Origin of the sequence: Janthinobacterium pasteuri, from assembly GCF_051380775.1 — a bacterium.
In the GTDB taxonomy this organism is placed as follows: domain Bacteria; phylum Pseudomonadota; class Gammaproteobacteria; order Burkholderiales; family Burkholderiaceae_D; genus Janthinobacterium.
In genome coordinates this window covers 1-19,921 of sequence record NZ_JBNYXS010000004.1, presented here as the reverse complement: position 1 = coordinate 19,921, position 19,921 = coordinate 1, and the positions used below count along the sequence as shown (strand labels likewise).

Annotated in this window: 16 protein-coding genes and 1 rRNA gene; 5 read left to right on the top strand and 12 right to left on the bottom strand. The window is 59.9% G+C overall.

Annotated elements, in window-relative coordinates; all coding sequences use genetic code 11:
* Positions 1-143: 143 nt before the first annotated feature.
* The 5 genes from ACQ4WN_RS05785 to ACQ4WN_RS05765 form a co-directional block, all read right to left on the bottom strand.
* Entirely contained in the window at positions 144-869 is a 726-nt protein-coding gene (locus tag ACQ4WN_RS05785) for an amino acid ABC transporter ATP-binding protein (RefSeq protein WP_102121361.1), read from the bottom strand.
* A 19-nt stretch (positions 870-888) separates the two neighbouring features.
* The gene (locus ACQ4WN_RS05780; protein ID WP_219115037.1) at positions 889-1,581 is read right to left on the bottom strand and encodes an amino acid ABC transporter permease; all 693 of its coding nucleotides are present in this window, start codon (positions 1,579-1,581) and stop codon (positions 889-891) included.
* 1 nt (position 1,582) lies between these two features.
* Complete coding sequence (locus ACQ4WN_RS05775) at positions 1,583-2,332, bottom strand: amino acid ABC transporter permease (protein WP_436550661.1); 750 nt, start codon at positions 2,330-2,332, stop codon at positions 1,583-1,585.
* Positions 2,333-2,429: 97 nt separating this feature from the next.
* Positions 2,430-3,386: an amino acid ABC transporter substrate-binding protein gene (locus ACQ4WN_RS05770; protein ID WP_436550660.1), complete on the bottom strand. Its 957-nt coding sequence runs from the start codon at positions 3,384-3,386 to the stop codon at positions 2,430-2,432.
* A 196-nt stretch (positions 3,387-3,582) separates the two neighbouring features.
* Complete coding sequence (locus ACQ4WN_RS05765; RefSeq protein ID WP_436550659.1) at positions 3,583-5,436, bottom strand: ABCB family ABC transporter ATP-binding protein/permease; 1,854 nt, start codon at positions 5,434-5,436, stop codon at positions 3,583-3,585.
* A gap of 61 nt (positions 5,437-5,497) precedes the next feature.
* Between ACQ4WN_RS05765 and ACQ4WN_RS05760 the strand changes: the two genes are divergently transcribed.
* Positions 5,498-5,938: an acyl-CoA thioesterase gene (locus tag ACQ4WN_RS05760; protein WP_436550658.1), complete on the top strand. Its 441-nt coding sequence runs from the start codon at positions 5,498-5,500 to the stop codon at positions 5,936-5,938.
* Positions 5,939-5,959: 21 nt separating this feature from the next.
* Positions 5,960-7,552 carry an alkaline phosphatase D family protein gene (locus ACQ4WN_RS05755; protein WP_436550657.1) on the top strand — a complete coding sequence of 531 codons (1,593 nt, stop codon included), beginning with the start codon at positions 5,960-5,962 and terminating at the stop codon, positions 7,550-7,552.
* On the opposite strand, the gene ACQ4WN_RS05750 is transcribed toward ACQ4WN_RS05755, so the two are convergent.
* On the bottom strand, positions 7,549-8,415 hold the full coding sequence (locus ACQ4WN_RS05750) for a LytTR family DNA-binding domain-containing protein (protein WP_436550656.1): 867 nt from the start codon (positions 8,413-8,415) through the stop codon (positions 7,549-7,551). The genes ACQ4WN_RS05755 and ACQ4WN_RS05750 overlap by 4 nt on opposite strands.
* Before the next feature lie 156 nt (positions 8,416-8,571).
* Here ACQ4WN_RS05750 and ACQ4WN_RS05745 point away from each other — a divergent pair, with 156 nt between their 5' ends.
* Positions 8,572-9,744, top strand: coding sequence for an acyltransferase family protein (locus ACQ4WN_RS05745; protein ID WP_436550655.1), 1,173 nt, complete (start codon positions 8,572-8,574; stop codon positions 9,742-9,744).
* On the opposite strand, the gene ACQ4WN_RS05740 is transcribed toward ACQ4WN_RS05745, so the two are convergent.
* The 4 genes from ACQ4WN_RS05740 to ACQ4WN_RS05725 form a co-directional block, all read right to left on the bottom strand.
* Complete coding sequence (locus tag ACQ4WN_RS05740) at positions 9,741-11,423, bottom strand: long-chain-fatty-acid--CoA ligase (RefSeq protein ID WP_436550654.1); 1,683 nt, start codon at positions 11,421-11,423, stop codon at positions 9,741-9,743. The genes ACQ4WN_RS05745 and ACQ4WN_RS05740 overlap by 4 nt on opposite strands.
* Before the next feature lie 55 nt (positions 11,424-11,478).
* Complete coding sequence (locus ACQ4WN_RS05735; protein ID WP_436550653.1) at positions 11,479-13,161, bottom strand: long-chain fatty acid--CoA ligase; 1,683 nt, start codon at positions 13,159-13,161, stop codon at positions 11,479-11,481.
* Between the two features lie 276 nt (positions 13,162-13,437).
* Positions 13,438-14,493, bottom strand: a complete 1,056-nt coding sequence (locus tag ACQ4WN_RS05730) for an aminopeptidase (protein WP_436550652.1) — start codon at positions 14,491-14,493, stop codon at positions 13,438-13,440.
* A 2-nt stretch (positions 14,494-14,495) separates the two neighbouring features.
* Positions 14,496-16,571: a molybdopterin-containing oxidoreductase family protein gene (locus ACQ4WN_RS05725; protein ID WP_436550651.1), complete on the bottom strand. Its 2,076-nt coding sequence runs from the start codon at positions 16,569-16,571 to the stop codon at positions 14,496-14,498.
* 206 nt (positions 16,572-16,777) lie between these two features.
* Between ACQ4WN_RS05725 and ACQ4WN_RS05720 the strand changes: the two genes are divergently transcribed.
* Positions 16,778-17,971 carry a M20 aminoacylase family protein gene (locus tag ACQ4WN_RS05720; protein WP_436550650.1) on the top strand — a complete coding sequence of 398 codons (1,194 nt, stop codon included), beginning with the start codon at positions 16,778-16,780 and terminating at the stop codon, positions 17,969-17,971.
* Between the two features lies 1 nt (position 17,972).
* Here the strand turns inward: ACQ4WN_RS05720 and ACQ4WN_RS05715 are convergent, their stop codons facing one another.
* On the bottom strand, positions 17,973-18,875 hold the full coding sequence (locus ACQ4WN_RS05715) for an NAD(P)-dependent oxidoreductase (protein WP_436550649.1): 903 nt from the start codon (positions 18,873-18,875) through the stop codon (positions 17,973-17,975).
* Between the two features lie 84 nt (positions 18,876-18,959).
* On the opposite strand from ACQ4WN_RS05715, the gene ACQ4WN_RS05710 reads away from it, so the two are divergent.
* A complete protein-coding gene (locus ACQ4WN_RS05710) occupies positions 18,960-19,532 on the top strand; it encodes an acyloxyacyl hydrolase (RefSeq protein WP_436550648.1) in 573 nt (190 codons plus the stop codon).
* Between the two features lie 131 nt (positions 19,533-19,663).
* Here ACQ4WN_RS05710 and rrf read toward each other — a convergent pair.
* Positions 19,664-19,776: ribosomal RNA gene (gene rrf, locus ACQ4WN_RS05705) — 5S ribosomal RNA — on the bottom strand.
* Positions 19,777-19,921: the final 145 nt, after the last annotated feature.

The window sequence follows — 19,921 nt, the reverse complement described above, 5'->3', positions numbered from 1 at the left end:
CGGCTCGCCGGCCCGGACACTCCGTGCACGCTCGCTGCCGGACGATAAAACGGCCAGTGTGCACTGGCCGTTTTCAATATCGGGAGTACGCGCGAATCAGGATGCAGGTCGTTGGCCGTCAGCTCCTGCTCGCGCGCTGCAAGTTAATGGATGATCTTGGCGAGGAAATCGCGCGCGCGGTCCGAGCGTGTCGTATTGAAGAAGTCATCCTTGCTGCAATCCTCGATGATCTTGCCCTGGTCCATGAAGACGATGCGGTTGGCCACGCGCTTGGCAAAGCCCATCTCGTGCGTGACGACCATCATCGTCATGCCTTCCTGCGCCAGGCCCACCATCACGTCGAGCACCTCGTTGATCATTTCCGGGTCGAGCGCCGAAGTGGGCTCGTCGAACAGCATGGCGATCGGGTCCATCGACAGCGCGCGGGCGATCGCCACGCGCTGCTGCTGGCCGCCCGACAGCTGGCCCGGAAACTTGTCCTGCTGCGACAGCAGGCCCACGCGGTCCAGGTATTTCAAGCCCTTGGCATTGGCTTCGTCGGCGCTGCGACCGAGCACCTTGATCTGGCCGATGGTCAGGTTTTCGCGGATCGACAGGTGTGGAAACAGCTCGAAATTCTGGAACACCATGCCGATGCGCGCACGCAGTTTCGACAGGTTCGTCTTCGGGTCGTTGACGGTGATGCCGTCGACGATGATCTGCCCCTGCTGTATCGGTTCGAGGCCGTTGACGGTCTTGATCAGGGTCGACTTGCCGGAGCCGGAAGGGCCGCAAATGACCATCACGTCGCCCTTGGCGACCTTGGTGGTGCAGTCGGTCAGTACCTGGAACTGGCCATACCATTTGCTGACGTTATTGAGTTCGATCATCTTGTTCTTTCTTTTTCGGTTAGCGAATGATGGCGACGCGTTTCTGCAGGCGTTTTACCAGGAACGACAAGGCATAGCACAGCACGAAATACACGACGGCGACAAACACGTACATTTCCACCAGGCGGCCGTCGCGCTGCGCGATTTTCGAGGCGGCGCCAACGAAATCGGGGATCGACAGCACGTACACGAGCGACACGTCCTGGAACAGCACGATGGTCTGCGTCAGCAGCACGGGGATCATGTTGCGGAAGGCTTGCGGCAGCACGATGCTGCCCATGGTTTGCCGGTAGTTCATGCCCAGTGCCTGGCCGGCCCATACCTGGCCACGGGGGATCGACTGTATGCCGCTGCGCATGATCTCGCAATAGTAGGCCGCCTCGAACATGATGAAGGTGATCAGCGCAGAAGAAAATGCGCCCACTTTCACGGGTTCGTTCGCGCCGATGACCCAGGCGGCGATGTACGGCACCAGGAAGTAGAACCAGAAGATCACCAGCACCAGCGGGATCGAGCGTATCAGGTTGACGTAGCTCGACGCCACGCCCGAGATGAGGCGGTTGCTCGACAAGCGCATCAGCGCCAGCAGGGTGCCCAGCACGATGCCGCCCACCATGGCCAGCGCCGTCAGTTTCAGGGTAAACACCATGCCGGTCTGGAACAGGTAAACCCACGAGCGGGAGATGACATCGAAATCGAAATTACCGAACATGTCAGTGTCCTCCCGTCTTGGCGCCAGCGACGATGAAGCCCGGGATGGCGACCTTTTTCTCGATCAGGTGCATTAGCACCACCACCAGCAGATTGACGACGACGTAAATGATGGTGGCGGCCGAAAAAGCCTCGAACACCTGGAAGGAAAACTCCTGGATTTCGCGCGCGCGGGCCGTCAGTTCGAACAGGCCGATGGTCAATGCCACGGAGCTGTTCTTGATGATGTTCAAAAATTCGCTGGTGAGCGGCGGCATGATGACGCGCGCGGCCATCGGCAGCAAGATGAAACGGTAGGTTTGCGGCAGGGTCAGCCCCAGCGCGGTACCGGCCAGTTTCTGCCCGCGCGGCAGCGCCTCGATACCCGTCGTTACCTGCACGGCCACGCGCGAGGAGGTAAAGAATCCCAGACATACAACGGCCGTGACGAATGGCGCGTTCGGCAGCGACTTGACCCAGGCGCCCAGGTCCGGCGGCAGCAATTCAGGCATGACGAAATACCAGAGGAACATCTGCACCAGCAGTGGCACATTGCGAAACAATTCAACGTAGGCATTGGCCACGCCTACCAGCCATTTGTTCGGCAGGGTGCGGACGGTGCCGATCACCAGACCCAGGATCAGGGCCATGATCCAGGCCGCACCGGCCGTGGCCAGGGTCCACACCAGGCCGGACCACAGGGTATCCATATACGTGCCCACACCACCGGGGGACATCTCCCAGAAGATGCGCCAATTCCAGTTGTAATTCATGATCATCCTTCCCATGCAGCTCAAGGAATGCGGCCAGCCGCCTACCCTGCAAATAAAACCGGGAGGCTCGCGCCCCCCGATTTGTTACGCACTCTTGTTACTTTTTCCGTTTGTCCGATGTCTTCTGCGCTTCGGGTACAGCCGCATACGCCGCCGGGTCACCCGAGTCGGTCGGATTCATGAACACGGCCTTCAATTGCGGCGGCATAGGAAAATTCAGGTTGATGTTTTTCGGCGGGATCGGCGAGGTAAACCATTTCGCATAGATGCGGTTAATGTCTTCGCTCTTGTACAGGCGGGTCAAGGCATCGTCGACCACTTTCTTGAAGGCTGGATCGCCCTTGCGCAGCATGATGCCGTATGGCTCGACCGACAGCGCTTCCTTGGTGATTTCATAGTCGTTCGGGTTTTTCGAATTGGCCACTTGCGACGCCAGCAGGATGTCGTCGTTGGCTTCGGCCACCGCGCGCCCCGTTTCCAGCATCAGGAACGATTCAGGATGATCCTTGCCGACGGCGATGGTCATGCCCAGGTTTTTTTCCTTGTTCAAAATCGTCATCTGCTTGATGGTCGACGTGCCGGCCGTGGCGACCAGGGTCTTGCCGCGCAAGTCTTCCAGGGTCTTGATGTTCGAGGTTTTTTTCGACAGCACGCGGTTGCCGATGACGAACATGGTGGGCGCGAATGCCACCTGCTGCTGGCGCTCCAGGTTGTTCGTCGTCGAACCACATTCGAGGTCGATGGTGCCGTTGGCCATCAGCGGGATGCGGTTGGCCGACGTGACAGGGCTCATCACCACTTTCAGTTCGCTCAAGCCCAGGTGCTTTTGCAGGGCCGTGACGACTTTCATGCACAGGTCGATCGAATAACCCTGGTATTGCTGTTTGTCATCGAGATAGGAGAAGGGAACGGAGCCGTCGCGCACACCGAGGGTGACGGAACCGGCTTTCTTGATCTTGGCCAAGGTGCCGGTCAATTCCTGGGCCTGGACTGGCGACATGCTGCTGATGACACCGACGCTGAGCAGCGTGGCGATGATTTTGGTCAATTTCATAAATTCTCCTGGACGGACAAACCGGACACAAAGCCGGACGAAACAACTGTGGTGCAAATGCCACCAATGGAATTAATTTTATTTCATTTTCAGCGCCGGACCAGCCGTTTTCTGCGATTGTCCGAAAATAGGCGCTATACGCGCGCCTGAATCAGCGCGGCTGTAGCATTTTTCCTACTGATTTTCCGCCACCAATTTATTTTGCCGACGCCAGGCCCGCCAGCGCGTCGTCCTCTTCCGCCTCATCGTCCCTGTTCGCCTGCTGGCGTTGCCACATTTGCGCGTACAAGCCATCGGCGGCCAGCAATTGCGGATGCGTGCCCCGCTCGACGATGCGGCCATGATCGAGCACCAGGATTTGCTGGGCATCGGCCACTGTTGAAAGACGGTGCGCGATCACCAGCGTGGTGCGGTTTTTGGCGATGTCCTTCAATTGCGCCTGAATCGCCTGCTCGGCCTTGGAATCGAGCGCGGACGTGGCTTCGTCGAAGATCAGTATGGCAGGGTCTTTCAGCAAGGTGCGGGCAATGGCCACGCGCTGCTTTTCACCGCCCGACAGTTTCAAGCCCCGCTCGCCCACCATGGAATTGTAGCCATCTGGCAAGCTTTCAATAAAATCATGGATCGATGCCGCTTTCGCTGCCGCCACGATAGCGTCCTTGCTGGCGCCCGGCTTGCCGTAAGCGATGTTGTATTCGATGCTGTCGTTGAACAGCACCGTGTCTTGCGGCACGATGCCGATGGCGGCGCGCAGGGAGTCCTGCGTCATGCTGCGCAAGTCCTGCCCATCGATGGTGATGCCACCGCCATCGACTTCATAGAAGCGGAACAGCAAGCGCGACAAGGTCGACTTGCCCGAGCCGCTGTGGCCCACAACGGCCGTGGTGGTGCCAGCGGGGATCTGGAAATCCACGTCGAACAGGATTTGCCGCTTGGCTTCATAGCTGAAATCCACATGCGAGAAACGCACGGCCGCGCCCCGCGTGACGAGCGGTTTGGCCTCCGGCGTATCGGCGATTTCGCGGTTTTCGTTCAGCAGGGAAAACAATCGTTCCATGTCGGCCAGGCTTTGCTTGATTTCGCGGTAAATGACCCCTAAAAAATTGAGGGGAATGTACAGCTGGATCATGAAGGCGTTCACCAGCACCAGGTCACCCAGGGTCATGCTGCCGTTGATCACGCCCACCGTCGCGCGCCACAGGATCAAAGTGACGGCCGTGGCGATGATCAGCGACTGGCCCGTATTAAGCAGGGACAAGGAAGTTTGCGATTTCACGGCGGCCGATTCATAGCGCTGCAAGCCTTCGTCGTAGCGCTTCGCCTCGTAATCCTCGTTGCCGAAATATTTCACGGTTTCATAGTTGATCAGCGAATCGATGGCCTTGGTATTCGCCTTCGAGTCGAGGTCGTTCATGGTGCGGCGGAAATGCGTGCGCCAGTTCGTCACCAGCACGGTAAACGCGATGTAGGACACCAGCGCCACGGCCGTGATCACGGTGAACCAGATGTCGTAATGCAAGACCAGATAGCCGAGCACCAGGGTGATTTCCACCAGGGTCGGCAAGATGTTGAACAAGGTATAGGAAATGAGCGAGCCGACGCTGCGCGTGCCCCGTTCGATGTCACGCGTCATGCCGCCCGTCTGGCGGTTCAGGTGGAAGCGCAGCGACAAGGCATGCAGGTGGCGGAACACTTGCAGGGCGATGGTGCGCACGGCCCGCTGCGTCACCCTGGCGAACAGAAATTCGCGCAATTCCGTAAACAAGGTGGTCGACAGGCGCAGCAAGCCATACCCCACCAGCAAGCTGACCGGCAGCACCAGCAGCGCTTGCGGGTGCGCCGCCGTGATCGTCATGGCGTCGACGAGTTTTTTCAGGATCAGGGGCACGCCCACGTTGGCCAGCTTGGCGCCCACCAGGCATAGCAGCGCCAGCAGCACCCGCCATTTGTAGACCCACAAATACGGCAGCAAGGTCTTGATGGTAGCGAAATCGCTGTGGCTGGCGGAGGCTGGCGAGCGGGGCGGAGGGGGAGTCTGGGAACGGCGCATGGCGAAGGTCGGCTTTTTATGGTTCAATCTGGGCAATTGTAGCCTTTCATGAGAATAAAAGATGAGCACCTCCCCCGCCCGCCCCGACAACTGCCTCGCCTCCGGCCTGCCCGCCGGAAAAATGCCGGAATTGCGCATGATGCCCGCGCCGTCCGACGCCAATGTGTACGGCGACGTCTTCGGCGGCTGGATCATGGCGCAAGTCGATATCGCTGGCTCGCTGCCGGCCACGCGGCGCGCCAACGGCCGCGTCGCCACTATCGCCGTCAATTCCTTCGTCTTCAAAAACCCCGTCTTCGTCGGCGATCTGCTGTCCTTCTACGCCGAAATCGTCAAGGTTGGCAATACCTCGATCACTGTCAATGTCGAGGTGTATGCCGAACGCAACCGCCTGCAGGCATGCATCGTGAAAGTCACGGAAGCGACCCTGATCTACGTGGCGACCGATTCCGACCGCAAGCCGCGCAAGGTGCCGCCCATCGAGACCTTATTGTCGTCTTGATTGTCGCAATAATTCCACACTATGGATAGTCAGCGCCGCATCTTTTTGCACAGCGCTGCGCGCATCACGGCACTGGCTGCCGCCGGCAGCGTACTGTCCGGTTCCGGCGCGCGCGCCGCCACGCGCCTCAATGGCACGGGCTATCCGTTTGCGCTCGGTGTCGCGTCCGGCTCGCCCTTGCCAGACGCCGTCGTGCTGTGGACGCGCATCTGCCATGACCCGCTGCAGGCGACCGCCACACCCGCCATCGCGCTGAACGTGCGCTGGGAAGTCGCCGACGATGAAGGGTTTCGGCGCGTTATCGCCAAAGGGCAAGCCACGGCCATGCCCACCCTCGCGCACAGCGTGCACGTCGACGTGGCAGGCCTGGCGCCGGGGCGCTGGTACTGGTACCGCTTTATCTTTGGCGACGCCGTCAGCCCCGTGGGCCGTACGCGCACGGCGCCCGCCGCCGATACCCTGCCCGCCTCGCTGAAGCTGGCCGTGGCCTCATGCCAGCACTGGGAATTCGGCGCGTATGCGGCGCACCGGCACATCGCGGCGGCCGCACCCGACCTGGTGGCCTTTCTCGGTGATTACATTTATGAGTGGGGACCGTATCAGTTGCAGCACCCGAGCAGGGCCATGCGCACGCACGAAAGCTTTACCCTGGACGAGTACCGCGCCCGCTATGCGCAATACAAGAGCGACCAGGATTTGCAGGGTGCACACCTGGCCGCGCCGTGGATCGTCACCTGGGATGACCATGAAGTGGCCAACGATTACGGCAACGACCGCGACGAATTGCTCACGCCCACCTTTTTGCAGCGCCGCGCGGCCGCCTACCAGGCGTTTTATGAACACATGCCGCTGCGCCTGCTGCCACTGGGACGACGGGGCTTTGTCGACATGCGCATCTACCAGCGCTACGACTGGGGCCGGCTGGCGCGCTTCCACGTACTGGACGACCGGCAATACCGCGCCTATCACGCGTGCGCCAGGCCGGGCCGCGGCGGCTCCAATTCCGTCACCACGCGCAACTGCCCCGACTTGCTGAAACCTGAACGCACCATGCTGGGCGAGGAGCAGCAGCGCTGGCTGCAAACCGGTCTCGCTACTTCCCCGGCGCGCTGGAATATCCTGGCCCAGCAAACGCTGATGGCGCAAGCTAGCCAGGTGCCCTTCCTGCGTCCTGGCGACGAGCGCATCTGGACCGATGGCTGGGATGGCTATCCGCTGGCGCGCCAGCACCTGCTCGACGCCTTGCGCAGCAGCAAGGCCAGTAATCCGCTGGTACTGTCGGGCGACGTACATACTTTTTATGCCACGGAACTGAGCCGCAACGCCATGCGTCCCACCGGCAAGGAAAATCCCGTGCTGGCGACCGAGTTTTGCGGTACTTCAATCACGTCGAGTTCCCGCCCGCAGGCCCGCACGGCGCAGTACGTGGCGATGAACCCGCACATCCGCTACGGACGCAGCGACAAGCGCGGCTATATGTTGATGGAAATCACGCCCGCAAAAACGACGACCCTGTTCCAGGGCTTGGAGGATGTGCGCGACAGCGCGTCCGGCATCGCCACATTGGCCAGTTTCACCGTCCAGGATGGCAAAGCCGGCCTGCAGCCCACTTAGCAGGTACTTTTCAATACATCGCGGTAACGCCGGCTGACGGGCACTTCCCCGCCCGTGGACAGTACGGCGCGCGCATCACCCGATTCCAGCGGTACGATGCTCTGCACAAAATCGAGGTTGACGATGTAGCTGCGGTGCACGCGCACAAAGCGCTTGCCGTCGAGACGGCGCTCGATGGCGGCCATGGTCGAGCGTAGCGGATAATCGTGCCCACGCACGCGTAAGTTCACATAATTGCCCCAGGCCTGTATCCACTCGATATCGGCAGCCGGCAACAGAAAATCCTTGCCCAGCTTGCGCACCAGGAAGCGCTCCGGCTGCTGCACCGGTTCCACGGCCGGCCCTTCATCGGGTTCGCCCAGCAGGGTCGCTTCGCCCTGCCAGCGCATCAGCAGCAACTGGTAAAAGCCCACGGCCAGCAACACGAGGAAGTAAGCACGCACATCTTTCACATACTCATACGGCAACTCGCGCCACCAGGCGCCAAAATCATAGTGGCTACCCTGGCTCCAATAAGCAATTTTGCGCAAGGCCACCATGGCCGCCACATGCACCAGGCTGTAGACGACCGACGCAGCCAGGTGCCAGCGCAGGTTCTGGCGCTGGAACACCAGGTGTAGCGGCCGGTACTGTCCCGCTAGCACGACCACGGGCACCAGCGCCAGCAACACCAGATTGCTGCTCCATTCCCACCCGGCCACTTCCCAGAACGCCGTATCGATCCCGGTGCGCTGCAGGTCGATCCACACCAGCCAACTGTTCACGCTGGCCTGCATCAAGGTCAGCACGATCCAGAATCCGGGCTCGGCGACGCGGCGCCAGAGTTGATAGCGTTGCAACAAATCGGAGGAAGAGAGGTGCATGGATTCAAAGGGAAAATTAGTTGCACGATTGTAAGGTCCCACGCCCGTCCCAGGCCATCCATTCGTCCCAGCGAGCCGTCCGCTGATCCCATTTCGCTGGCTGGCGACCCCGCCGCTGCCTATGCTGGCACTTCCCTCACCACTCGCTCTCGGATCATGAACCACGACTCCCGCCGTCACGATATCGACGCCTTGCGCTTCCTCGTCTTCAGCCTGCTGATCTTTTTTCATACGGCCCTGATGTACGTGCAAGGGACAGACTTTCATATGCGCAGCAGCTATGCCACCGATGCCCTGAATATGCCGCTGGTCTTCATCAACCGCTGGCGCATGGAGATCGTCTTCCTCATTTCCGGCGTTTCCTGCGCCATGATGACACACACCTCGCGCAGTGCGTTCCTGTGGCGCAGGATCAAGCGCCTGCTGCTGCCGCTTCTGTTTGGCATGGCCGTCATCATCCCCATCCAGCCCTATTGCGAAGGCGTCAGCAATGGCCTGGTGGAGCCCGGCTTTGGCCGCTTCCTGCTGCATTACTTTGGCGGCCACGCCTGGCCTGCGGGCGCATTCGCCGGCTGGCAATATGGATTTACGTGGAATCACTTGTGGTATCTGGTGTACCTGCCGCTGTACATCATCGTGCTGGTCACGCTGCAGCCGCTGCTGGAGCGGATCAAGCCATACTTCCGGCGCCTGCGCGGCTGGCGCCTGCTGGTCTTGCCGGCGCTGCCGACGCTGGCGGCCATGGCGCTGCTGAAGATGCGCTACCCGGAAACCCACGCGCTGGTGCGCGACTGGTATGCGCACGCCATCTATTTCACACTGTTCATGTATGGCTGGTGGCTGGGCAATGACAAGGGCTTATGGCAGGAACTGGCGCGCTTGCGCTGGCATGCGCTGTGGCTGGCCTTGTGCGCGTTTATCATATATCAATATTGTGACAAGATTCACTCGGAACATCTGCTGACCTGGGCCTCGGTCGGTTCCTGGCCCATGCGCAATCTCTACATGTGGCTGGCCATCTGCGCCATCCTGGGCTGGTCGCACACCCTGTTGAACCGGCCCTTTTCCTGGCTGCCATGGGCGCGCCAGGCTGTCTTTCCCTGGTACATACTGCACCAGAGCGCCATCGTGCTGCTGGCCTACTGGCTGGTGCCCTTGCAGCTTGGGCCGGTGGTGGAACCGCTGCTGGTACTGACAGGCACGGCGGCGATCTGCTGGCTGGGGACTTCGCTGCTGATCAGCAAGGTGAGCTGGCTGCGCCCCTGCTTCGGCCTGCCCGCCCGGCCACGGCAAGCCGTGGCGGCGGACACAAGCCTGGCGGCGAACTAAGCGGACTTTTTTTCGTCGCGCAATTGACGGCGCAAGATCTTGCCGACATTGGTCTTCGGTAATTCATCGCGGAACTCGATGTATTTCGGTTTCTTGTAGGCCGTCAATTCATGCTTGCAATGCTCGCGGATCTGTTCCACCGTCAGGTTAGGATCCTTGCGCACGACAAACACTTTCACGGCTTCGCCCGCGTTAGCGTCCGGCACGCCGATACATGCGCATTCGAGCACGCCCGGGCACGACGAAACAACGTCTTCCACTTCATTCGGATACACGTTGAAACCGGACACGATGATCATATCTTTCTTGCGGTCCACGATCTTCACGTAGCCGCGTTCGTCCATGACACCCACGTCGCCCGTCTTGAAGTAGCCGTCGGCCGTCATCGACTTGGCCGTTTCGTCCGGACGCTGCCAGTAGCCTGCCATCACTTGCGGGCCGCGTACGGCGATCTCGCCCGGCTCGCCCAGCGGCACTTCCGCGCCGTCATCGTTCAAAATGGCCACTTCCGTCGAGGGGAAAGGCAAGCCGATGGTGCCCGTGAATTCCGTGATGTCGACGCGGTTGCCCGTCACTACGGGCGATGTTTCCGACATGCCATAGCCTTCGATCAGCGGGCAGCCCGTCAGTTTGAGCCAGCGTTCGGCCACGTTGCGCTGCAAGGCCATGCCGCCGCCATTGCACACCTTGTAGCTGGAGAAATCGAGCTTGGCAAACTCGGCATTGTTCAGCAGCGCGTTGTACAGGGTGTTGACGGCCGGGAAAACGACGATCTTGTGCTTGCTCAATTCCTTGACGAAACCGGGAATGTCGCGCGGGTTGGGTATCAGCACGTTCAAACCACCCAGGCGCATGCCCATCAGGGCGCTGACCGTCAGCGAATAGATGTGATACAGGGGCAAGGCGCACATGAATCCCATCGAGGTGGCGCGCATTGCAGGCGTCATCACAGGCGACATCCACGCCTCGTTTTGCAGCACGTTGGCGATCACGTTACGGTGCAACAACATCGCACCTTTTGACACGCCCGTCGTGCCACCCGTGTATTGCAGGAAGACGATATCGTCATGCCCCTGCTGCACGGGCTTGAGCGTCAGGCGCGCGCCTTCGGCCAGCATCTTGTTGAAACTGATCGCGCCCGGCAAGGAAAACGCGGGTACCATTTTCTTGATCTTGCGCACGACGAAGTTGACGATAGTACCCTTCAAGCCACCCAGCAAGTCGCCCATGGTGGCCACGATCACATGCTTGACCTGGGTATGCGGCAGCACCTCCTCGACCGTGGTAGCAAAGTTCTCCAGTACGATGATCGCTACACTGCCCGAATCGATCAGCTGATGCTGCAATTCACGGGGCGTGTACAGCGGGTTGACGTTCACCACGGTGTAGCCCGCGCGCAAAATCGCCGCCATGGCCACCGGATATTGCAGCACGTTCGGCAGCATGATCGCCACGCGCGCACCTGGCTGCAAACCCTTGCTTTGCAGCCAGGCCCCCATCTGCTGCGACAACTGGTCAAGCTCGCGGTAGGTAATGAATTTATCCATGCATACGAAAGCGTTGCGGTCCGCATATTTCTGGAACGACTCTTCCAGCAAATGCGTCACGGAACGGTATTGCGTGCAATCAATCTCTGCGGGAACGCTGTCCGGGTACGACTTCAACCAAATCTTGTCCATCTCGCCTCATCTTTATCTGTAAAAGGGATGCGCCTCCTGGCGCATCCCACACTGTTTATGCTGCTATCTTCGTTTCGTCACGCAGGGCGCGACGCAAAATCTTGCCGACGTTGGTTTTCGGCAGTTCATCGCGGAACTCGATGTATTTCGGCCGCTTGTAACCAGTGAATTGTTCCTTGCAATACGCGGCCAGCACTGCCTGGGTCAGGTTCGGGTCCTTGCGCACCACAAACACTTTCACGGCCTCGCCCGAATGCTCATCGGGCACGCCCACGCAGGCGCACTCGAGCACGCCCGGATGGGCCGCGATGACGGCTTCGACCTCGTTCGGATACACATTGAAACCGGAGACGAGAATCATGTCTTTCTTGCGGTCCACGATCTTCACGTAGCCGCGTTCATCCATGATGCCCACGTCGCCTGATTTGAAATAGCCGTCGGACGTCATGACCTTGGCCGTTTCATCGGGACGGTTCCAGTAGCCCGTCATCACTTGCGGGCCACGGATGGCGATCTCGCCCGTCTGGCCCAGCGGCACTTCTTTGCCGTCATCGTCGAGAATCGCGATCTCGGTCGACGGAATCGGCAAGCCGATGGTGCCGGAAAACGCCGTACTGTCGGCGCGGTTGCACGTGGCGACAGGCGACGTTTCCGACAGGCCATAACCCTCGATGATGGACACGCCCGTCGCTTGCAGCCATTTGTCATTGACGGCTTGCTGCACCGCCATGCCGCCGCCATTGGCGATCTTCAAGCCCGAGAAGTCGAGCTTGGCAAAGTCGGGGTGATTCACCAGCGCGTTATACAGCGTATTGACCGCTGGCAGCAGGTTGAATTTGTACTTGCCCAACTCCTTGATCAGGCCCGGAATATCGCGCGGATTCGGGATCAGGATATTCAGGGCGCCCACGCGCGTGCCCCACATCGCGCACGCCGTCAGGGCAAAGATATGATACAGCGGCAAGGCGCAGACGATGATCAACTGCTCCTTGCTGTTCTGATCGAGTGCCGCGCCCGACCACGCTTCGCTCTGCAGCACATTGGCGATCACGTTGCGGTGGCTCAAGGTCGCGCCTTTCGACACGCCCGTGGTGCCACCCGTATATTGCAGGAAGGCGGCGTCGTTGATGCTCAGCTCGACGGGCGTGAGTTTCATGCGGTTGCCAAGCGCCAGCGCCTGCTTGAAACGCATGGCGTTCGGCAAGGAATACGCGGGCACCATCTTCTTGACGTTGCGCACGACAAAATTGACGATCATGCCTTTCAAGCCGCCCAGCATTTCACCCATGCTGGCGACGATGATGTGCTTGACGGCCGTCTTGCTCAATACTTGTTCGAGCGTATGGGCAAAGTTTTCCAGCACGATGATCGCTTCGCTGCCCGAATCATTGAGCTGGTGCTCGAGTTCGCGTGGCGTGTACAGCGGGTTGACGTTGACCACCGTGTAGCCAGCGCGCAAGACGGCGGCAATCGCCACCGGATACTGCAGCACGTTCGGCATCATCAAGGCGACTCTGGCCCCTTTTTTCAAGCCACGGCTTTGCAGCCAGGCACCCATTTGGCGCGAATAGGTGTCGAGTTCGGCATAGGTAAGAAATTTGTCCATGCAGACATAGGCATTGCGGTCTGCATATTTTTGAAATGCTTCTTCCAGCAAATGTACCAGCGAACGATATTGATCAGGATCGATGTCGGCAGGTACGCCGGGAGGGTACGACTTCAGCCAAATTTTTTCCATCCTGTGCCTCTTGTCTCGAATAATCGTGGGGGAGCCGGCGCATCTTGCCGACGCGGATCATTGCTGCGGATTCTGTTGTCCTGCAGTCAGTTTGAGCATTCTGACGAGCAATTGCTCTATGCTACTAACGCGATGCTATCGGGCGCCGCGCTTCCATGCAAGCGCTTTCAACAGTATTCGAGCGACAACTCTATGGGTATTTTATGCTGCAATGCAGCATGGCAAATACACTGTTACCGAATCGCTTGCCTCGCCGTACGGGACAATCTTTAAGGGTCAGGGGCTGGACAATTGTTCCAGCGCATGCCTGCGCTCAGGCTTCTTGACTTGAGCCATTGTGTGCACTGCAGCATAAAAAGCACGAAAGTTCTTTTTTTCTTCCAGCAATTTTTTGAAGGCCGGCAAAAATTCATTGTAGGTGGACACGGAAGCGAGGTGCGCATTGCTCAATGGCTGCTCGAACCAGCGGTCATAACCGGCAAATCCCCCCCACTGTTGCTTGAGCACCTGATATGCTTCTTGCAATTCCGCAAACACCTGCGCCTTGCGCGCGCGCTTGTCCGCATCGCTGGCCTCGCTGGCATACACGGCCTCCAGCTCCTCCCGATATTTCAGCAGCAAGGCCAGAAAATCCTGGCGCCGCGCCGCATACTGGGCGTAGGCCGCGCGCATGGCGTCATTGCCCTCGCGTGCCAGCCAGCGCTGCACGCCCGCCTCTTCCACCGCGCTGGCAAACGACTCGTTGAAGGCGGAATCGCCGGGCACGTACACGACCTGGTGCGCCAGTTCATGGAAGATCAGGCGCGCCAGTTCCGCATCGTTGTAATTGATAAAGGTCGACAGCAGGGGATCGTCGAACCAGCCCAGGGTGGAATACGCTGGCACGCCGCCCACCTGCACGTCGTAATGCCGGGCCCGCAACTCGTCGGCATACGCGAGCGCCTCGTCCTTGCTGTAATAGCCGCGGTAATTTACGCAGCCGGCGATGGGAAAACACCATTGCAGCGGCTGCAATGACAGTTCCGGCGTGGCCACCACGTTCCACAGTACGAACGGGCGCCGCAGGGCGGCGTAGTTCTTGTAACTGCCATTGTCGGGCAAGTCCAGCTCGCTGACGGCAAAGCGGCGGATCTGCTGCGCCCTGGCCAGGCGCACTTTCAGGCGCGGTTCGGTGGCCGGGTCGTCGAGCCAGTCAGCGATGGGCCGCGCGCCTGACCACAGGGCATATTGCCCGTGCGCCGCTTGCGTGTAGTAGCGCAGCTGCGTGCAGCCGCCCAGCAGCAAGCACACCGTGCCGACAAGCAAGCGGGCCGGCCAGCGCAGCAGGGCCATGGTCAGCCAGCCTTTTCCACTTCGACCAGCGTATCGTAGAAGGTGGGCGCGCGGCCCATGTCCGTCAGGCGCTGGCTGGTCACTTCATTGGCGTTCTTGCCATCGCTGGCCAGCTTCTTCCACCACACGGACAAGCCTACCACCAGGCCCCGTCGCGCCTTGTCCGTCACCCTGGCCTTGGCAACAAAACTGCCACGGTCGTTGAAGATGCGCACCATGTCGCCGGCCACGATGCCGCGCGCTGCGCCATCATCGGGATGAATATCGAGGTGCGGCTCGCCCTCGGCCGCGCGCAGGCTTTTCACGTTCACGAAGGTGGAATTGAGGAAGTTGCGCGCCGGCGGCGAAATCATGGCCAGCGGGAAACGCGCCGCCAGCGCGGGATTGCTGGCCAGCGACTCATGCGGTGCAATGTAGGTCGGCAAGGGATCGAGTCCCGCCTGCGCCATGGCGCTGGAATAAAACTCGCACTTGCCTGATGGCGTGGGGAAACCACCCGCAGCAAACGGTGCCTCGGGCATGGCCAGCTTTTGCCAGCCCGTGCGTTTCAGCGATTCCCAGTCGAAATGCACGGCGCGCGCATCCGTCGCATCGAAGGCCTTGGCCGCCAGCGCATCGTCGCTTTCCTGGAAGCACGGGTCATCAAAGCCCATGTACTGCGCCAGCAGGCGGAAGATTTCCGTATTCGCCTTCGCCTCGCCCAGCGGCGCCACGGCCGCATTGTTCGCCATCATGTACAGGTGGCCATAGGTGGAATGCGCATCGACGTGCTCGAGCTGCGTGGTGGCGGGCAGAACGATGTCGGCGTAATCGACGGTATCGGTCTGGAAGTGCTCGAGCACGACCGTAAACAGATCTTCGCGGGCAAAGCCCTGTGCCACTTTTGATGAATCGGGCGCCACGGCCAGGGGATTCGAGTTGTAGACAATCACGGCCTCGACTTGCGGACCGAACTCGACGGAACTTTCTTTCAATAAATCGTCGCCGATGGTGCTCATGTTGATGGTGCGCGGCGTGCCTTTGAGCAAATCAGGGCGCTGCAAGGCCTTGCGGTTGACGGGAAAGGAACCCGAGCTCGACAGCTGCATGCCGCCCGCTGGATGGCGCCAGGCGCCCGTCAGGGCCGGCAGGCAGGCGATGTTGCGCACGGCCATGCCACCACCATGCACGCGTTGCACGCCGTAGTTGGTGCGGATGGCGGCGCCCGCGCCAGAACGGCACGCCTGGCCGTACAGGCGCGCCAGTTCCACCACTTCCGTCACCGTGATGCCGCACACCTCGGCCACGCGCTCGGGTGGCCATTCCAGGGCCCGCTGTTTCAGTTCAGCATAGCCGACGGTGTACTGCGCAATATAGTCCTGGTCGACCAGGTCTTCGGCGATCAGCACATGCATCAAACCCAGCGCCAGTGCCGCATCGGTACCCGGCAGCAAGGCGATATGCTGGTGGCACTTTTCGGCCGTCAGCGAGCGGTAGGGGTCGATGGCGATCAGTGTCGCACCATTGCGCTTGGCCTCTTGCGCCCGCATCCAGAAGTGCAGGTTCGAGGCGATCGGGTTGCCGCCCCAGATGATAATCAATTTCGCGTTCTGGAACTGCTCCAGGTCCGTGCCAATGCTGGCGCCTACCGTGTAGCGGTAGCCGGTGGCGCCGGCCGAGGCGCAAATGGTGCGGTCCAGCAAGGAAGCACCGAGTTGGTTGAAGAAACGCGAGGACATCGATTCACCCTGCACCAGGCCCATGGTGCCGCAGTAGCTGTACGGCAAGATCGCCTGTGGATCGCGCGCGGCGATCAGTTTCAAGCGGGCGGCGATGGTCTGCAATGCTTCTTCCCAGCTGATGCGCTCGAACTTGCCTTCACCCTTCTTGCCCACGCGGCGCAGAGGATGCAGCAGCCTGTCCGCGTGGTAGGTGCGTTCCGTGAAGCGCGACACCTTGGTGCACAGCACGCCAGCCGTGGTCGGGTGGTCAGGATCGCCCTTGACGGCAGTGGCCACGCCATCGGTCACGGTGACCAGCAAGGCACAGGTATCGGGGCAGTCGAGCGGGCAGGCGGCGCGCACTTGGGTGGTGGTCATGGTGCAATCCAAAAACGTTGGGGGAAGGCGATACTGTAAACCATTCCGCGCGCTTGCTGTTGGCGCCATGGCAAGCTGGGCCGTGCGCTGGATTTACCCGGCAAACAAGGGCTACAATGCATTATTAGCCGCGCCTGTTGTTGATCAAACAGCCGTGGTCCGGCGCGCCATACATTGCTGCGTGCCAGCATCCACAGGAGAGTTCCATGAAACTAGTTGATCCCATCTTGGCGTTTCAATCCGAGCTGCAAGGTATTCGACGCGACCTGCACGCGCATCCCGAGCTATGTTATGAAGAACAGCGCACCTCGGACGTGGTCGCCGCCAAACTGACGCAATGGGGCATTCCCGTGGTACGCGGCCTGGGCCGCACCGGCGTGGTCGGCATCATCCAGAATGGCACCTCAACGCGTTCCATCGGCTTGCGCGCCGACATGGATGCCTTGCCGATGCAGGAAATGAATACCTTTGAGCATGCTTCACGCCACCCGGGCAAGATGCACGCCTGCGGCCACGACGGCCACACGGCCATGCTGCTGGGCGCCGCCCATTACCTGGCGCAGCACCGCCATTTCGACGGCACGGTCTACCTGGTCTTCCAGCCGGCGGAAGAAGGCGGCGCCGGCGCGCGCGAAATGATCGAAGACGGCTTGTTTACCCGTTTTCCCATGGATGCCATCTACGGCATGCACAACTGGCCAGGCGCCGAAACGGGCACCCTGAGCGTGGTGGAAGGGCCGATGATGGCATCGAGCAATGAATTCCACGTCACCGTCAAGGGCAAGGGCGCGCATGCGGCCCAGCCCCACAAGGGCATCGATCCCGTGATGGTGGCCGTGCAGATCGCGCAAAGCTGGCAAACTGTCATCACACGCAACAAGAGCCCGCTCGACACGGCCGTGCTGTCGATCACGCAAATCCATGCGGGCAGCGCTACCAATGTGATCCCCGATGACGCCAGCCTGGTCGGCACCGTGCGCACCTTCACCACGCCCGTGCTCGACTTGATCGAAGAGCGCATGCGCGAGATTGCCGTGCACACGGCCGCCGCCTTTGGCGCGGAAGTCGAGTTCCATTTCAAGCGCAACTATCCGCCGCTGGTCAACCACGCGAAGGAAACGGCGTTTGCCGTCGAAGTGATGAAAAGCGTGGTGGGCCCGGACAAGGTCAACGCGAACGTCGAACCGACCATGGGTGCCGAGGATTTTGCTTTCTTCCTGCAAGAAAAAGCCGGCTGCTACATCTTCATCGGCAATGGCGATGGCGAGCACCGCGATGGCGGTCACGGCCTGGGACCGTGCGTCTTGCACAATGGCAGCTATGACTTCAACGACCATCTGCTGCCCATCGGCGCCAGTTTCTGGGTCAAGCTGGCCGAAGCGAGCCTGCCCATCGCTTGAATCAGCTCAGCTTATCCGGGCCGTCACCGAGGCGCTGGCCCGGATTCAACGCTTCCAGGGCCAGCAAGGCCGCCGCATGGTCGGCCGTCGGGTACGTTTTGGCAATGGTTTCATAGCGCTGCGTTACCAGTTGCGTCACTGGCAAGGTGATATGCGCGGCCTCGGCCGCCGCGAGGATGTTGTGCATATCCTTGATCTGGCTTTTCACCTGCCCACCGGCAACAAAATTGCGTTCCAGCATGCGTTGGCCATGCACGTCCAAAATCTTGCTCTCAGCAAAACCGCCACGAATGGCCGCGCGCACGGCCGCTGCATCGGCGCCGGCCGCCTGTGCCAGCAACAGCGCTTCGGCAACGATGGTCAGGGTGGCACCGACGATCAGTTGATTGCACAGCTTGGCCACCTGTCCGCTGCCTGGCGGGCCCACCAGGGTCGGGCGCCCCATGGCTGACAGAATCGTTTCAATTCGTGCGTAATCGCTGGTATCGGCACCGGCCATGATGGCCAGGCTGCCCGCCTGCGCCCCGCCGACGCCGCCCGACACGGGTGCATCGATGAAGGCATGGCCTGCCGCCTGCAAGGTGGCATGAAATTGCTGGGCCTCTGATTGCTTGGTGGAACTCATATCGATCCATATCGCAGCCGCTGGCAAGGCCGGCAGCGCCTCTTGCAGCACCTGCGCCACAATGGGACCGGCTTCCAGCATCGAGATGACCACATCCGCACCATTGACTGCCTCAGCCACGGAAACAGCCGGCTGTGCCCCTGCCGCACGCAGGACTTGGGCCTTGCTGTGCGTGCGATTCCAAATTGTGACAGAATATCCAGCGCGTAGCAGGCACCGGACCATCGGATCCCCCATCAGACCGATACCGAGAAATGCGATTTTTGTAGAGAATGTCAATTGAACCCCTGAGATCAACAAGTGGCGAGAGCGACATGCAAAGCAAGGTGCCTGTACAACAATAGCCTATCGGCCAATTTTACGATGAAAGTCTCTATGTTCTTCAAGAAGAATCTCCTCAAGTCCGTCGCCGCCGTTGCCGCGCTGATGGCGGCCAACGCCGGCTTTGCCGCCGACGACAAACTGATCGACTCCGTCTACGGCGAATATGCCAAGGGTGTCAAAGTGCAGATGCTGCGCGCCGGCGTGACGTCGAACTGGGATAAGGCCTGGTTTGTATCGAATGGTACACAGCTGAGCGGTTACTGGGATGCCAGCATCGGCGGATGGGATGGCAAGAGCTATCAGAATGTCCCAGGCCAGCATCAAAAACTGTGGGACCTGGGCTTTACTCCCGTGTTCCGCTTTGAAAATACGAATAAGCTGGGCTTCTATGCAGAAGGCGGTATTGGCGTACACATGCTGTCCAAGCTGTACGATAACGACGATAACCGCCTGTCGACCCACTTCCAGTTCGGCGACCATATCGGCATCGGCTATATCTTCAATAACAAATGGGAAGTCGCTGCGAAAATCCAGCATTTCTCAAATGGCGGCTACAAAAAGCCAAACAGTGGCGTCAATTACATGAACGTCAAAGTCGCTTATCACTTTTAATTGATTTGATAAATGACAAAGGCAGCGCGCAGCGCTGCTTTTTTTACGCCTGCAAGCCTTGTCAGACAAAGCGCCAGACGAAAAAAAACCCGACCATTTCTGATCGGGTTTTTCTCTACTACGAATAACAAGCCTGACGATAACCTACTTTCACACTGGTTGCAGCACTATCATCGGCGCAAAGTTGTTTCACGGTCCTGTTCGGGATGGGAAGGGGTGGGACCAACTTGCTATGGTCATCAGGCATAACTTGTACTGGCGTTTGTCCTCAGTTGAGCGACAAAGCCTGAATCTGGAAGAAGCAAAGATTGGGTAATGAATAGTAGTATCAACAAACTCACAACGTTGTACCGTCTTATCCTCTGTACCTGCTAAGGTTATAGGGACAA

What these genes read in the sequence shown, in the direction of transcription:
- ACQ4WN_RS05785 (WP_102121361.1), bottom strand. Translation starts at nt 869, where the DNA reads ATGATCGAACTCAATAACGTCAGCAAATGGTATGGCCAGTTCCAGGTA.
- ACQ4WN_RS05780 (WP_219115037.1), bottom strand. Translation starts at nt 1,581, where the DNA reads ATGTTCGGTAATTTCGATTTCGATGTCATCTCCCGCTCGTGGGTTTAC.
- ACQ4WN_RS05775 (WP_436550661.1), bottom strand. Translation starts at nt 2,332, where the DNA reads ATGAATTACAACTGGAATTGGCGCATCTTCTGGGAGATGTCCCCCGGT.
- ACQ4WN_RS05770 (WP_436550660.1), bottom strand. Translation starts at nt 3,386, where the DNA reads ATGAAATTGACCAAAATCATCGCCACGCTGCTCAGCGTCGGTGTCATC.
- ACQ4WN_RS05765 (WP_436550659.1), bottom strand. Translation starts at nt 5,436, where the DNA reads ATGCGCCGTTCCCAGACTCCCCCTCCGCCCCGCTCGCCAGCCTCCGCC.
- ACQ4WN_RS05760 (WP_436550658.1), top strand. Translation starts at nt 5,498, where the DNA reads ATGAGCACCTCCCCCGCCCGCCCCGACAACTGCCTCGCCTCCGGCCTG.
- ACQ4WN_RS05755 (WP_436550657.1), top strand. Translation starts at nt 5,960, where the DNA reads ATGGATAGTCAGCGCCGCATCTTTTTGCACAGCGCTGCGCGCATCACG.
- ACQ4WN_RS05750 (WP_436550656.1), bottom strand. Translation starts at nt 8,415, where the DNA reads ATGCACCTCTCTTCCTCCGATTTGTTGCAACGCTATCAACTCTGGCGC.
- ACQ4WN_RS05745 (WP_436550655.1), top strand. Translation starts at nt 8,572, where the DNA reads ATGAACCACGACTCCCGCCGTCACGATATCGACGCCTTGCGCTTCCTC.
- ACQ4WN_RS05740 (WP_436550654.1), bottom strand. Translation starts at nt 11,423, where the DNA reads ATGGACAAGATTTGGTTGAAGTCGTACCCGGACAGCGTTCCCGCAGAG.
- ACQ4WN_RS05735 (WP_436550653.1), bottom strand. Translation starts at nt 13,161, where the DNA reads ATGGAAAAAATTTGGCTGAAGTCGTACCCTCCCGGCGTACCTGCCGAC.
- ACQ4WN_RS05730 (WP_436550652.1), bottom strand. Translation starts at nt 14,493, where the DNA reads ATGGCCCTGCTGCGCTGGCCGGCCCGCTTGCTTGTCGGCACGGTGTGC.
- ACQ4WN_RS05725 (WP_436550651.1), bottom strand. Translation starts at nt 16,571, where the DNA reads ATGACCACCACCCAAGTGCGCGCCGCCTGCCCGCTCGACTGCCCCGAT.
- ACQ4WN_RS05720 (WP_436550650.1), top strand. Translation starts at nt 16,778, where the DNA reads ATGAAACTAGTTGATCCCATCTTGGCGTTTCAATCCGAGCTGCAAGGT.
- ACQ4WN_RS05710 (WP_436550648.1), top strand. Translation starts at nt 18,960, where the DNA reads ATGAAAGTCTCTATGTTCTTCAAGAAGAATCTCCTCAAGTCCGTCGCC.